We start from the raw sequence: 12,267 nt of genomic DNA, 5'->3' as shown, positions 1-12,267 counted from the left end.
ACGAGTCAGTCGACTGCGGCCCGCCAAACCCAGGATGTGCGCCTCGCCCGGCCGGGAAGCTCGACCCGGCCGGTCATCCACAGCAGCACGTCGGGTGCTGGGCCGTCCGGGGCGTCCGGGAAGAGCCGTCGCAGCACCACCGTGCTCAACCGCTGCGGCGGCTGCCACGGCACGCCGAGGCCGACGGTGATGTCGTACGTGTGCAGCACAGTTTCCGCGACGCCCATCGCGGCGAAGCCGGCCGGGTCGCAGGGGCCCCAGTGCCAGGCCCGCGCGTCCGATGCGGCGGTGTCGACAGCGGCGGCGAGCAGGCCGGCGCAGGCGTGCACCACGGCGAGCACCTGCGCCGGGTTCGCGGTGGGGGAGACCCGCAGGTCGTACGGCAGGTAGGCGTCCTGTGGGAGGCCGGTGACCTGGCCGGCGTACCCGAGCAGGTCGTGCGCGACGTGCGCCGCGGTGGTCCAGCAGCTCCAGGTCAGGGTGCCGGCGGGCACCGACCAGTCGCGCTCCCGGTGCGGGAGCAACACCTGGGTCATCTCGTCGGCCGCCTCAAGCAGGTCGACGCTGGTCACCGCTGGCATCCGTCGACCCTCGCAGTGCGGACCGGGGTGACGCAACTGAGATCGTCAGCCAGCCACCGAGGGATGCGAGTCGAGCCGGGCCGTCGAACCCGCCGCCAGAGCCTGCTCGACGTGCTGGATGCCCGCGCGGACAAGGTCGCCGTACTGGTCGGCCGGCAACTGTTCGACGAGGCTCCGCGCGGTGGCCAGGTGTGCCCAGGCCAGGGTCGTGTTGCGCAGCCGTCGGTGCACGTCGGCCAGGTTCAGGTGCAGCGACGGCAGGAAGCCCTGCACCTGGAGGGCGTGATGGTATTGCCGGGCGCGGTCGTCGGTCAGGTCGGAGACGGCGGCCAGGGCGCGTTCGTCCCACACCAACTCGGCCTCGGCGGTGTCCTGCAGGTCGGCGAGGTAGTGGGCGAGGGTGCAGCGGTGCAGGGCGTCGCCGGTGGGGCCGATCTCGTCCCACAGTGCGGTGAGCAGGTCGCGGGCCTGGCCCGGAGAACCGGAGTGGCCGAGCTGCACCGCTTCGATGATGCGCGTCATGGTGGGGTCGGGTGTGGGCTGGTCGTCCATGTCGCCGATGCTCGACCCTCAACCCGGTCGAGGGTCAAATCACCGGGGCTGCCCGGCGGCGGCAAGCCCGACGAGGTGTCCTTCGGGGTCGGTGAAGAAGCCGACCACCAGGGTCTCGTCGCGGTTGGGGTGGGGTCCTGACACGCGGGTGCCGCCGAGACGCTCGGCCTGCCGCAGCGCCGCCTCCACGTCGGGCACCCCGACGTAGAACAGTGTCCGGTGCGGGTAACCCGCGCCACCGCCCACGCCGCCCGGGATTCCGCCGTCGTGCGGGTGGACGAACCCGTAGGCGCCCGGTGCCGAGACGGCTTCGGCGGCTGCGTCCCCCACGTCGAACTGCCAGTCGAAGAGTTCGCCGTAGTAGGTCCGCAACCGCTGCGGGTCGGCCCCGATGATCTCGAAATGCACCACTGGCATTCCCATGGATTCCTCCCTGTCTCTGTTTCGTCAGACCGTAATGGCCTTGGTTGTTAAAAACAACCACACGGTAGTGTTCAACGTCCAGAGTCGAGTGGGAAATGGAGCCCTGCATGCCGACCAGCCGCACCTACGGCGACGCCTGCGCGATCGCTCGCGCCCTCGACGTCGTCGGGGAACGCTGGGCGCTGCTCGTCGTCCGTGAACTGCTCCTCGGGCCGCAGCGCTTCTCCGACCTGCGCCGGGCACTGCCCGCGGTCAGCTCCAACATGCTCACCGACCGGCTGCGCGAGCTGGAAAGCCATGGCGTGCTGCGCCAGCGCCGACTGCCGCCCCCCGCAGCCTCGACGGTGTACGACCTCACCGCGTCCGGCCGGGAACTGGAGCCCATCGTGCTGGCCCTCGGCGGCTGGGGCCTACGCGTACCCCTGCCGCCGGCGCCAGCCCACCTCAGCGCGACCTCGGTGTTGCTGTTCCTGCGCGGTTCACGGCACCCGAACCCGCAGGCGCCGCCGGCCACCTACCGGTTCGAGCTCGACAACCAGGTGTGGACCGTCCACACCCGGGATGGCCAGGTCCACGTCGAACCCGGCGAACCAGCCGACCCCGACGCCGGCCTACGCACCGACCCTTCGACGCTCAACTCCCTGCTCGACGGCTCCATCTCACTGGCCACCGCTCGCACCACCGGCGCGGCCGTCGTCAGCGGAGAAGACGCCGCGCTGCGTCGACTACTCGACATGAGGGCCGGAGGTCGTCGGCCGGGTGTCCGGGTCGGTACGTAGCCGTCGCAGCGACAGCAGTCGGGTGGCGACGTTGCGGGTCGTGATTCCGATCCGGGTCGCGGGCACGAGGAGCGACGCGGCCCGCGCGACGTTGCGCTGCTTCGGCGCGACCAGCGTCCGGTGGGTCTGCTCGTAACGTTGCAGTGCCTCCGCGAGGTTGCCGGGCGTCGCGGCCAGCGACTCCGCGAGCGTCGCCGCGCCCACCATCGCCAGGGACGACCCCTCGCCGAAGAGGGACACACAGGACGCCGCGTCGCCGAGCAGCGCCACCCGGCCGGCCGACCACCGGTCCAGCCGGACCTGGCTCACCGAGTCGAAGTAGAGGTCGTCGCTCGCGCGTACCCGATCAAGGAGCTCGGGTGTTCGCCAGCCGCCGCCGGAGTAGGCAGCCGCGAGTAGGTGCTTGTGCTCGGCGGTGTCGCGGTGGTTGAAGCCGGGCTCCCATGGGCCGCGGAAGATGAACGCTGCGCCCGGATTTCCGCGATTCGGGTGCAGCGCGAGAGCACGGCCGGGTGCGTTGTGTATCAACATCTCGTGCGGCGCGAGGTCGAGGCCGTCGACGGACAGGGTCGCGATCCAGACGCCCATGTGCCGCACGAACCGGCCCTCGTCCCCGAATACGAGCCGGCGCGTCCGCGAGTGCAGGCCGTCGGCGCCGACGACCAGGTCGAACCGGCGCGGCGCAGCGCGCTCGAACGTGACGTCGACGCCGCCGTCGTCCTGCGCGAGGGTGGCGATCGAGTCGGAGAAGATGTATTCGGCCTCCTCGCGGGCCGCCTCGTGGAGGATCGTCGCGAGGTCGAAGCGGGGCAGCTCCACCTCCCCGCGCGTCTGACCCAGCCGCATGCCGCCGACCCGGCGACCGTTGTCGTCCACGAAGGTCAGGGCGGTCACGTCGGTCGCCGCAGCGCGGAGCCTCGGCATGATGCCCATCGCCTCGGCGACTCCGACGGCGGGCCCGCGCACGTCGACGGGGCTGCCGCTGGAGCGCAGGCCCTGCGCCTGCTCGACGACGGTGGGCCGGAACCCGTGGCGGGCCAGCCAATAGGCGAGGGTGGGGCCGGCGACGCCGGCTCCGGAGATCAGCACGGTCTTCACGCTCGTCATGTCCGAAGGGTATCTGCACTCAGTGCAGAATTGCAATGAGTGCTGGCATGCGTTGGGTGCAGTATGCTGCCGACCATGGCGGAATCCTCCCTGCGCGAGCGCAAACGCGAACGGACCCGGCAGGCCATCGTCGACGCCGCGGTCGACCTCTTCGAGCGCCACGGCTACGAAGGCACGAAAATCGCCGACATCGCCGAAGCGGCAGAGATCGGCACTCGGACGTTCTTCAGTTACTTCGCCAGCAAAGAGGAGTTGCTCTTCCCCGAGAGCGACGCGCGCGTCGCCGCCGCCGTCTCCGCGATCGCCGCCCGCAAGTCCGGTGACAGCCCGGCCGACCTGCTCGTCCGGGCGTTGCGCGACGTCAACGAACACAGCACCGAGATGGCGAGCCCCACCGCGCTGCTGCGGATGCGGCTCATGCAGACCGTTCCGGCCGTGCGCGGCCGCGGGTTGCAGATCCAGCTCGACGCGCAACTTGAGATCGCCCGCCACCTCCAGGCGGCATTCCCCGACGAACTCGACGCCGTGCGGGCGAGCGCCCTGGTCGGGGCGTTCCTCGGCGCGGTGATGGGCGCGCTTCAAGTCCTCCTCGAAGAGCCGGGCGCGCTCGACGACCCCCGCAAGCTGCAGCGGCGCATGCGCGATGCGGTCACGGCAGCGCTGCGCCCCTGGCTGTCGGCCGCCCATTAGAGCGGGCGGCCGACAGCCTTTCTGCCGCTCAGAGATTGCTCTCGTTCGGCCTCCGAGCCTCTCAGGCTTGCGAGGCGATGACCTCGAGCACCGAGCGGACGGACGTCGGACGGTGGCCGATGAGGGTCTCCAACGTCGGGTCGGTGACGGCGAACTCTCCTCGGCGGGCCGCACGGTACATACCGAGGGTGAAGTCGGCAGCGGCAGCGGGCATCCCACGCTCGATGGCGGCCGCCCTCCACTGCTCGTCATCCGCGACGACGCGCCTGATGGTGCGGCCGGTGATGTCAGTGAGGACGCCAGCGACCGCTTCGAGGTCGAGCATCTCTGACGCGGTCAGGGCAGGCGTGATCCCGTCGAGTGCGCCGTCCTCGGCGAGGGCGATGGCAGCGGCCTCGGCCAGGTCGGCGTGTGCGGTCCAGGAGACTGGACCGTCCGCCGGCGCCACGAGCTGTCCGGTTTCGAGTGCCGCACCAATGGCGAAGCTGAGCGTGCTCGCGTAGAAGCCGTTGCGGAGTGCGGTGAAGGGGACGCCCAGCCCCGCCAGGTACTCCTCGGTCGCGGCGTGAGTGGGTTGGGGAGCGAACAGCGATTGCCTGGAGGCGGCCTGGTGGCTGGTGTACAGGATGCGCTTGGCACCAGCAGCGTGAGCGGCGTCGATGGCGGCGCGGTTCGCGTCGACCGCAGCGCCACCGCGGATGGCGGCTGACACGACGAGGACCGTGTCGGCGCCCTCGAAGGCGTATTCCAGCGTGGTCGGGTCGGTGAAGTCTCCGGCACGGACCCGTACGCCGCGCTCGGCGAGGCCCGCGGCCTTACCGACGTCGCGCACGCTGACGCCGACGGTGTCGGCGGGAACCCGCTCGAGCAGCCGGTCGACGATCTGGGATCCGAGTTGACCGGTGGCACCGGTGATGACGAACATGATGAACACTCCTGTGCTATCGGCGTTATCGTCTCGACGTTAGCACTGGTAATGCGAGGATAACAAGAAGCTGTTAGCATTGGTTCATGACTGCGGCACAGGACACGACATCTCGGGACGACGTCCGGTCCGGCATCGTCGAGGCAGCTAGCCAACTGCTGCGCGAGAAGGGTGCGAACGCGGTGACGACGCGAGCGGTGGCCCAGGCGGCAGGCGTGCAGGCGCCCACCATCTACCGCTTGTTCGGTGACAAGGACGGCCTGATCGACGCCGTCGCGGAACACGTCATGGCCACCTACGTCTCTGCCAAGGCGGTTGCGGCGCAGACCCCCGACGGTGATCCCGTAGCGGACCTGCGCTCCGGATGGCGGGTGCACGTCGAGTTCGGATTGGCCAATCCTGAGCTGTACGCGCTCATCGGTGCTCGGGGGCGCAGCGGGCCGTCGCCGGCGACAGCCGCGGGCATCGAGGTGCTGCGCACGCGCGTACGGCGACTGGCCGCAGCCGGCCTGCTACGTGTGGACGAGCAGCGCGCACTCATGATGATTCACGCCGCCGGCAACGGAACCATTCTCGCCCTACTGGCGACGTCCGCGGAGAAGCGCGACCCTGGCCTGAGCGACGCGATGTTCGATGCCGTAATCAGCAGCATCCTCGTGACCGCTCCGGCGACACCCGACACGACCATGAGCGCGATCGCGGTCACCTTTGCCACGGTGGTGCCCGACCTCCCGGGGCTCACCGACGCCGAACGCTCACTCATGACGGAGTGGCTCAACCGCTCGCTGACCTCATCATCGTGACCGGATGGCCCTTCGCGACGGGGCCGAGGCGACTCAGGGGTTGTTCAGGTAGGCCAGGACGGCAAGCACGCGGCGATTGTTGTTGTCGTCGGTGATGCCGAGTTTGCCGAACAGGGGTCGGCGGCATGCGGACGTCGACGACCGCAACATCCGGCCGATGCCGCAGGAGCGCCTGGAGCGTCTCGGTTCCGGTGGTTGCCGTCGCCACCACCTGGTGTCCGTACGCTTCGAGAAGGCGGACCATCCCGTCGCGTAGGAGGTAGAGGTCCTCGGCTACAACGATTCGCAGGGGACCATCATCCGTACGCTGGTTGGGCCGCCCGCAGGGCTGGTGATCTCCAGGGTGCCGTCGAAGACCGCGAGGCGACGGCGTAGCCCCGCGAGACCACCGTCGGGTCGGTCGCCGGCGCCGCCGCGGCCGTCGTCTTCGACATCAACGACAATGGTGGTGTCGTCCTGGGCGATGGAGATCCGCGCCCGGGTCGCGTGGGCGTGCTTGACCGCGTTGGTCAGCAGTTCGGCGATTCCGAAATACAGTGCGGACTCGATCGGCGGGTCCAGGCGCAGCCGAAGGTCGGCGCTGACAACGGCTTCGAGCGGGCTGTCCAATGCAAGTGCGCTGACCGCATCAACGAGTCCCCGGTCGTTCAGCACCGGTGGATTGATGCCTCGGACGAGGTCGCGGAGCTCGGTCAATGACGCGGCGGCAACGGCTCGCGCATCCCGCATCAGTGCCCTGGCCTTGACGGCGTCGGTTTCCATCAGCTTCTCGGCGGTCGCCAGGGAGAGCCCAAGAGAGACCAGACGGGCCTGCGCCCCGTCGTGCAGGTCCCGCTCGATCCGGCGGATCTCGGCAGCCTGGGCGACAGTTGCGTCGGCACGCTGGGCGGTCAACTCGTCCACCCGATCCGCCAGCGCCAATGCGGGAGACGGGCAGCCCAGGAAGCGCACGGCCACCGGTTGGACACACCGCCAGGCGTACGGGGCGGAGACGAACGCCACGACCAGGCCAAGCCTTCGACACGATGACGAGCAGCATCAAGGTCTACGCCGCGCTCAGCGCCGTCGCCCTCGTGACCGTCATCGTGGTGTCGAGCAGCGGTCATCTGGTGAATACCTTCATGTGGGTCCGGGCGGTCCTGCTGCCGGCAGCCGCTCTGCTGATCTACAAGCTTGCCGTCTCCGCTTCCCGGGGATCTCGGCGGGCGTTCGAGCGGGTGGCCGCCGTCACCGTCATCATGCCGATCGCGATCATCGGCGTCGACGTGATCCCGGGCGTCTGCCCGCCCTGGTACGCCGTGCTGCAGGTTGTCTGCATGCTGCCCATCGTCCGAATCGCCTTCATCACCCGCGGCCCCGCACTGCGCGCCGCGTTCCCCACGGCACGCTGATCGCCCTCACCGGCCTCCCGGCAACGGTTGGAGCAACTGACGCCGACGCCCACCCCAGAGCTTCCGTGCAAACCTCACAACAATGCGGGTGCACCCTCCCGTACGGGAACCTCGGATTCCGGGTGATCAGGACCGCCGATCGAGGCAGCGCCAAGCGCCGCCTCGATCCGGCGGTTGGTGGTCATGCTCGCCGTGACGGCAGTCATGGCGAGGAGGAGACCGGCCGCGGCGAAGAGCGGAGTGCGGAGGTCGTACGTGGTGGCCAGCCAGCCACCGAGGAAGGCACCGAACGGGGCAGCGCACATGGCCAGCATGCGGGAGGTGGAGGCGACCCGGCCCATCAGGTGGGCGGGGACGATCGCCTGCCGGAGGGACGGCCCGAGCACCATCGTGGCGCCCATGCCGGCCCCGCAGACGGCGAGCGCCAGCCCGGCCACGTACGGGTTCGGGGCAGCGGCCAGGCCCAGGATGGCAAGCCCTTCGACAGCGGCCGTACAGGTCATGGCGGTGCCGGTGCCGAGTCGTCGGCCAAGGTAGGAGGCGATGCCCGCGCCGAGCAGGCCGCCGGTGGCCTCCGCCGTGAGGAGCAGACCGAAGCCGTAGGTGTCGATGCCGAGGCGGTCGTGTGCGAAGAGAGCGAGAACGGTCTCCACAGCGAGGAAGGCGACGTTCCCGACCGCCGGGCGCAGCGCGAGCCCGAGCAGCAACCGATCCCGGAAGACGTACGAGGCCCCGACCCGCGCTTGCCGAAGCAGTGACTCACGGACCTCCGGCACGGGCCGGGGCATGGCGGGCAGCGACCGCACGAGCAGTGCGGAGAGCATGAACGACACCGCGTCGGTGAGCAGCGGAACCGCCCGACCGAGCGCGAGCAGCGCACTGCCCGCGGGCGGCCCCGCGAAGCCGGACATGGCGGTCTGGGCACCGCGCAAGCGGGAGTTGGCGCGCTCCAGGAGTGCGGGGTCGCGGCGGAGCAGATCCGGCAGATAGGCCGTGGCGGCCGTGTCGAAGAAGAGTCCGCCGAGGCCGAGCAGGAAGGCGACGGCCGCGAGCAGCGGGACGCTCAGGACGTCGAGCATGGCCGCCGCCGCGGGTATCCCGAGCAGCACCGCACGCGCCGCGTCCGCGACCCACATCGTGCGGCGGCGGTCCCAGCGGTCCACCAACGCACCGCCGAGCACCCCAAAGAGCAGCCACGGCAGCGTCCCGGCCGCCGTGACGACGGCGAGCGCCATCGGATCCCGCGTCAGCGTCAACGCGAGCAGCGGCAGCGCGGCGTGCATCACCCCGTCACCGAGCGAGGACACCGTCTGCGCGGTCCACAGTCGTCCGAACCCGGTCGGCAACTTCTGAGCGTCTGAGGTCACTTGGCGCCCCCTTCGACGATCTGCGTGATCGTCGACGGCTGGAAGCGGAGCGCGGCCATGTTCCGGTGGCGCGTGAGATTGGAGACGGCGCGTAGCTGCTCGTCAGTGGTGACCTGAAACGGCTCAGGGTGATCATCAACAGGCATGCGAGCAATGGTCAACAACCCTTGACCATTTGTCAAGCGAGCTCCAACCGGTCTTCCGGAACCCGCTGTCCGGCGCGGTGGGCCTTCGCTCCTGCACAAGGCACCTGCGGCCCGCACCCTCCCGCCGCTGGCCTGTCACCGGCGACAAGGAACGTCGGTTCGAGCTGGTCGACAGCGCGTTACTGGCGGAAGGCCGATCGAGCCGTCGACCGTGGACGCGATGCGCGTCGTGCGCTCAGGGCTGCACCAAGTCGAAAGGCCCTGGCCGGGCGGATCGCGGGCCGACTGTCGGCAGAGGTGCGGGCCGGGCTGCTGGGCCTGGTCGAGGTGCATGACGCTGACCCCGTGCCCTGACGCGCAGGTCCGGCCCGCCGACCCTTGGTTGGTCGACGGGCCGGACCTGGTGCCGTCGCCAGTTCTCGATGACGAAGGCGTGGCCACCGTGATGGTTGGCGTAGCGGTTGCAGTGCCATCCGGTCGCGCTCTGCGCCAGGCAGCATTCGGGGTGGCTGCGGTCAGACCGTTGTCGGCTTGGCTGCGCGGGCGGTGTGGTACCGGACGGCCACCCTGCCCTTGCCTGTCCGGCACGGCGACCCGGCCGGGGCGGCGCGACGTGTAGGTGGTAGGAACTTGCAGGTGACGAGTAGACCCGATCGAATCACCCGCAGAAGCCCCGAGCCGCGGAAGGGTCTGGTAGAGCGGTCAGCACCTTTTCTGCCCCCAGGCAGCGAGATCCGCCAGGCGTTCATCTACCAGACCGCGCCCCACTTCCTACTCTTCATCATTGTTTACCTCACCGGCCTTTCGATCTTCTGGGTCAAATACCGGTGTGTGGCGGTCACTCAGGACGCCATCTATGTGCTGGAGAGCGCCAAGCTCTCGGGTGGGGGCAAGCCGCAGCGCCTTCTGGGAACGTTGCCCCGCCACACCCAGCTCGGCCCGGTCTCCAAGCGGTGGGCGCAGGTGACGATTCTCGGCGAGCGTGGTTGGGTCCACCAGCGTTTCCACGATCAAGTGGCTGCGGCGGACCAGGAAGCCGGCTTCACTCGATGAGACACAGGGCGGCTGAGTCCCGCGGGTAGGTCAAGCCCGAACAGACAAGGCCGCGACCACGGCCAGCTCAGCATGCTGGATGCGTCGATGTCGTGCCCGCGCCAGTTGGGCCGGCTACCTGGTCGCCGCGGAGCAGGCCGGCGACGTCACCGCGTACCGCCGGCACTGGGGGCTGGCCACATACCTGATCAGTGCGGAACTCATCCGGTCAGGCCCAGCCGTTCGACGACGTCGACCACCTCGGTCCGGTCGGCGCCGGACAGCCCGCGGATCGGCCGGGGCAGGGCCGGCGCCGCCACCAGACCCAGGTGCTCGGCGATCGCCGCGATCACCCGCAGGCTGCCGCCGTGCCGGGCGAACAGGTCCCACAACGGCTGCAGCCGGGCCGACTCGGCCACGGCAGCGGCGGTGTCGCCGGATCGCACGGCGCGGGTGATCGCCAGCGCCGTCCGGGGCAGGGGTGCCGCCGATGACGGAGTACCAGGCGTCGCAGCCGGCGATCAGCCCAGCGGCGCCGTACGCGCCGCCGGAGACCCCGAGGGTGACGTGCGCGGGCAGCAGGGCACGCAGGCGGTCGACGTGCGCCGACGCCTCGCCGGGGTGGGCGGGCACTCCGGGGATCTTGATCGAGGCCACGTGCGGCAGCCCGGCGACGGCCTGGTAGAGCTGGTCGGTGAAGGTGAAGTGGGTGGTGCCGGGGTTGTCGTACACGGTCAGCGGCACGGACAACTCCCGGGTGACGTCCTCGTACAGGCCGTAGACGTCATCGGCGGTCAACGCCTGGTACGACACCGGCGCCAGCAACACCGCCGACACTCCGGCCTTCTGCGCGTCCTCGGCAAGGGCGAGCACATCACGGGTACGGGTCGCGCCGATGCTAACCATGACCGGGATACCGGCGGCGTGCTCCACCGCGAGGCGTGCCAGCCCGGCCCGCTCCTCCGGGCGCAAGTAGGCGTACGATCCGGTCGACCCGAGCGGCGCGATCGAGTCGACCCCGGCCGTGACCAGGCGAGCCACCAGGCCGGTGAAGGCCCGCTCGTCGACGGCGCCATCCGCAGCGAACGGGGTTGGGGGGGAAGGCGCTGAGCCCGGTGATCATGATCGTGCTCCTTCGGTGAGAGTGCGCAGCGCGGCGGCCAGCCCGCTCGCCTGCTCGGCGGTGATCTGACCTTCAGCCACGTGCCGCTGCTGTGGCCCATCCGGATCCGGGGCTCCGCGCCGCGCCAGTCGCCAGACCGGGCGAGGTAGAACCAGCCGATACCAGCGATGATCACCAGAATCCCGGCCGCCCTGTCGGCCCGCAGCCTGTCGGCCTGCTGGCCCGGCTGGTGCTCGGCGTGCAGTTCGACCCGACCGACCTCGCCTGGTATCCGGTCGGCGTCGTGCCCCTGGTCGCGGGGTGCACTGGCTGCTGCGCGCCCGGAGCGCCCCCGTCCCGGTCACCGGGGGCGGCGTCTAGCGGACGGCTGTCGTTGATTCGACAGTCATCCGCTATCGACCCAAGCATCGATGTTTGGCAAACTCTGCACTATGCGCTCTTGAAACACATTCATCTCGAATGACCGTTTGAGGTGGGATCGTTTATCGACCTGACCGGGGCCGATCTCCGGTCAGCGTCGCCGGTCCGTCTGCGGAACGGACGACCGGCGACCTCCGCGAGGCACCTGATCCGGCAGTGCCGTGCGGCCTACCGGGTGCCGCCCGCCGGGCTTCGGCGTTCGAGATCCTCCCGTCGGCCCGCGGGTCCGTCCCGACCGGAAACGCATCGAAGGGAGCAAGCTTTTGCGTCACGTCCGCAGAGTTTTCGCACTCCTCCTGGCCCTGGTGACCACGGGCGGCGCATTCGTCGTCCTCACCGCGTCACCCGCGCAGGCCGCCGTCTCGTGCTCCGGGACCATCACCTACAGCCGTACCTACGGTCCGGGCGAGCTGACGATCTTCTACAACACCTCGAACGGCGGTACGAACAGCGCCTGCTTCTACCACAAGGGTGCCGCGTACGGGGTGGCCGCACCGACCTATGTACGCGCGTACCGGTGTACGGAGCAGTCCGGCGAGGGACAGCCGTGCACCATCGCGGCCAGCTCCAGCGCGGACTTCGGCAACTACGCCTACTACGCCGGACCACGTGGGGTTACCGGCACCGCCAACTACTGCGTCGCCGCGATCGGCTACATCGACTGGCAGGGCTACCGCTACCAGGTCAGCAGCGGGCGACAAGGCTGTTGACCCGGACCTGACAAGCGGCACGGGTCCCCGCCGGAGCGGGCGGGGACCCGTGCCGCCGTACGCGCGGACCGGTACTTTACGGGGCGTGCGGGTGGACCAGCGGACGTGGGACGAGTCGCTGTACGCCGGCAGCGCCGCGTACTACCCGATCGGCCGGTGGCCGTACCCGCCGGCCGTCGCCGACACCGTCACCCGCGTACTGGGCCTGGACGGCACCG

At 70.0% G+C, this 12,267-nt stretch carries 15 protein-coding genes and 2 pseudogenes; 6 read left to right on the top strand and 11 right to left on the bottom strand.

Annotated features, from left to right (window positions below):
* Window positions 1–5 precede the first annotated feature (5 nt).
* Genes ACLQ28_RS21220 through ACLQ28_RS21210 form a run of 3 tightly spaced genes read right to left on the bottom strand, consistent with a single transcriptional unit; the run spans window position 6 to window position 1,556 of the window.
* Entirely contained in the window at window positions 6–581 is a 576-nt protein-coding gene (locus tag ACLQ28_RS21220; protein ID WP_425688010.1) for a maleylpyruvate isomerase N-terminal domain-containing protein, read from the bottom strand.
* Between the two features lie 45 nt (window positions 582–626).
* Window positions 627–1,133, bottom strand: a complete 507-nt coding sequence (locus tag ACLQ28_RS21215) for a hypothetical protein (RefSeq protein ID WP_425688009.1) — start codon at window positions 1,131–1,133, stop codon at window positions 627–629.
* A 39-nt stretch (window positions 1,134–1,172) separates the two neighbouring features.
* The gene (locus ACLQ28_RS21210) at window positions 1,173–1,556 is read right to left on the bottom strand and encodes a VOC family protein (protein ID WP_425688008.1); all 384 of its coding nucleotides are present in this window, start codon (window positions 1,554–1,556) and stop codon (window positions 1,173–1,175) included.
* Between the two features lie 107 nt (window positions 1,557–1,663).
* Here ACLQ28_RS21210 and ACLQ28_RS21205 point away from each other — a divergent pair, with 107 nt between their 5' ends.
* Window positions 1,664–2,335, top strand: coding sequence for a winged helix-turn-helix transcriptional regulator (locus tag ACLQ28_RS21205; protein ID WP_425688007.1), 672 nt, complete (start codon window positions 1,664–1,666; stop codon window positions 2,333–2,335).
* Here ACLQ28_RS21205 and ACLQ28_RS21200 read toward each other — a convergent pair.
* Complete coding sequence (locus tag ACLQ28_RS21200; RefSeq protein WP_425688006.1) at window positions 2,282–3,442, bottom strand: FAD-dependent monooxygenase; 1,161 nt, start codon at window positions 3,440–3,442, stop codon at window positions 2,282–2,284. The genes ACLQ28_RS21205 and ACLQ28_RS21200 overlap by 54 nt on opposite strands.
* 63 nt (window positions 3,443–3,505) lie before the next feature.
* Here ACLQ28_RS21200 and ACLQ28_RS21195 point away from each other — a divergent pair, with 63 nt between their 5' ends.
* Window positions 3,506–4,132, top strand: a complete 627-nt coding sequence (locus tag ACLQ28_RS21195) for a TetR/AcrR family transcriptional regulator (RefSeq protein WP_425688005.1) — start codon at window positions 3,506–3,508, stop codon at window positions 4,130–4,132.
* A gap of 61 nt (window positions 4,133–4,193) precedes the next feature.
* On the opposite strand, the gene ACLQ28_RS21190 is transcribed toward ACLQ28_RS21195, so the two are convergent.
* On the bottom strand, window positions 4,194–5,057 hold the full coding sequence (locus tag ACLQ28_RS21190) for an NAD(P)H-binding protein (RefSeq protein WP_425688004.1): 864 nt from the start codon (window positions 5,055–5,057) through the stop codon (window positions 4,194–4,196).
* A gap of 86 nt (window positions 5,058–5,143) precedes the next feature.
* Here ACLQ28_RS21190 and ACLQ28_RS21185 point away from each other — a divergent pair, with 86 nt between their 5' ends.
* Window positions 5,144–5,860, top strand: coding sequence for a TetR/AcrR family transcriptional regulator (locus ACLQ28_RS21185; RefSeq protein WP_425688003.1), 717 nt, complete (start codon window positions 5,144–5,146; stop codon window positions 5,858–5,860).
* A 181-nt stretch (window positions 5,861–6,041) separates the two neighbouring features.
* Here the strand turns inward: ACLQ28_RS21185 and ACLQ28_RS21180 are convergent.
* Window positions 6,042–6,104, bottom strand: a pseudogene (locus tag ACLQ28_RS21180) (hypothetical protein); the annotation flags it as partial.
* A gap of 29 nt (window positions 6,105–6,133) precedes the next feature.
* Window positions 6,134–6,862, bottom strand: a complete 729-nt coding sequence (locus ACLQ28_RS21175) for a sensor histidine kinase (RefSeq protein WP_425688002.1) — start codon at window positions 6,860–6,862, stop codon at window positions 6,134–6,136.
* 23 nt (window positions 6,863–6,885) lie between these two features.
* Between ACLQ28_RS21175 and ACLQ28_RS21170 the strand changes: the two genes are divergently transcribed.
* On the top strand, window positions 6,886–7,251 hold the full coding sequence (locus ACLQ28_RS21170) for a hypothetical protein (protein ID WP_425688001.1): 366 nt from the start codon (window positions 6,886–6,888) through the stop codon (window positions 7,249–7,251).
* 74 nt (window positions 7,252–7,325) lie between these two features.
* On the opposite strand, the gene ACLQ28_RS21165 is transcribed toward ACLQ28_RS21170, so the two are convergent.
* From ACLQ28_RS21165 to ACLQ28_RS21155, 3 genes are all read right to left on the bottom strand, one after another.
* A complete protein-coding gene (locus ACLQ28_RS21165; protein WP_425688000.1) occupies window positions 7,326–8,618 on the bottom strand; it encodes an MFS transporter in 1,293 nt (430 codons plus the stop codon).
* Window positions 8,615–8,764 (bottom strand): hypothetical protein, encoded by a 150-nt coding sequence (locus ACLQ28_RS21160; RefSeq protein ID WP_425687999.1) that lies wholly within the window; start codon window positions 8,762–8,764, stop codon window positions 8,615–8,617. Before ACLQ28_RS21160 ends, ACLQ28_RS21165 begins: the two co-directional genes overlap by 4 nt.
* A 515-nt stretch (window positions 8,765–9,279) precedes the next feature.
* Complete coding sequence (locus ACLQ28_RS21155) at window positions 9,280–9,513, bottom strand: zinc finger domain-containing protein (protein WP_425687998.1); 234 nt, start codon at window positions 9,511–9,513, stop codon at window positions 9,280–9,282.
* On the opposite strand from ACLQ28_RS21155, the gene ACLQ28_RS21150 reads away from it, so the two are divergent.
* A complete protein-coding gene (locus tag ACLQ28_RS21150; RefSeq protein ID WP_425688075.1) occupies window positions 9,401–9,817 on the top strand; it encodes a hypothetical protein in 417 nt (138 codons plus the stop codon). The genes ACLQ28_RS21155 and ACLQ28_RS21150 overlap by 113 nt on opposite strands.
* 681 nt (window positions 9,818–10,498) lie before the next feature.
* Here ACLQ28_RS21150 and ACLQ28_RS21145 read toward each other — a convergent pair.
* Window positions 10,499–10,843, bottom strand: a pseudogene (locus ACLQ28_RS21145) (dihydrodipicolinate synthase family protein); the annotation flags it as partial.
* Between the two features lie 759 nt (window positions 10,844–11,602).
* Between ACLQ28_RS21145 and ACLQ28_RS21140 the strand changes: the two are divergent.
* Window positions 11,603–12,049, top strand: coding sequence for a hypothetical protein (locus ACLQ28_RS21140; protein WP_425687997.1), 447 nt, complete (start codon window positions 11,603–11,605; stop codon window positions 12,047–12,049).
* Window positions 12,050–12,267 lie beyond the last annotated feature (218 nt).

The sequence above is a fragment of the Micromonospora sp. DT201 genome (genome assembly GCF_049841575.1).
Lineage (GTDB): Bacteria > Actinomycetota > Actinomycetes > Mycobacteriales > Micromonosporaceae > Micromonospora.
Note: the sequence above shows the minus strand (reverse complement) of the source record. Positions and strands in the feature narration are given on the sequence as shown.

Coding starts and splice junctions, on each gene's coding strand:
- ACLQ28_RS21205 (WP_425688007.1), top strand. CDS start 1,664: ATGCCGACCAGCCGCACCTACGGCGACGCCTGCGCGATCGCTCGCGCC.
- ACLQ28_RS21190 (WP_425688004.1), bottom strand. CDS start 5,057: ATGTTCGTCATCACCGGTGCCACCGGTCAACTCGGATCCCAGATCGTC.
- ACLQ28_RS21200 (WP_425688006.1), bottom strand. CDS start 3,442: ATGACGAGCGTGAAGACCGTGCTGATCTCCGGAGCCGGCGTCGCCGGC.
- ACLQ28_RS21195 (WP_425688005.1), top strand. CDS start 3,506: ATGCTGCCGACCATGGCGGAATCCTCCCTGCGCGAGCGCAAACGCGAA.
- ACLQ28_RS21155 (WP_425687998.1), bottom strand. CDS start 9,513: ATGAACGCCTGGCGGATCTCGCTGCCTGGGGGCAGAAAAGGTGCTGAC.
- ACLQ28_RS21210 (WP_425688008.1), bottom strand. CDS start 1,556: ATGGGAATGCCAGTGGTGCATTTCGAGATCATCGGGGCCGACCCGCAG.
- ACLQ28_RS21170 (WP_425688001.1), top strand. CDS start 6,886: ATGACGAGCAGCATCAAGGTCTACGCCGCGCTCAGCGCCGTCGCCCTC.
- ACLQ28_RS21185 (WP_425688003.1), top strand. CDS start 5,144: ATGACTGCGGCACAGGACACGACATCTCGGGACGACGTCCGGTCCGGC.
- ACLQ28_RS21220 (WP_425688010.1), bottom strand. CDS start 581: ATGCCAGCGGTGACCAGCGTCGACCTGCTTGAGGCGGCCGACGAGATG.
- ACLQ28_RS21160 (WP_425687999.1), bottom strand. CDS start 8,764: ATGCCTGTTGATGATCACCCTGAGCCGTTTCAGGTCACCACTGACGAG.
- ACLQ28_RS21215 (WP_425688009.1), bottom strand. CDS start 1,133: ATGGACGACCAGCCCACACCCGACCCCACCATGACGCGCATCATCGAA.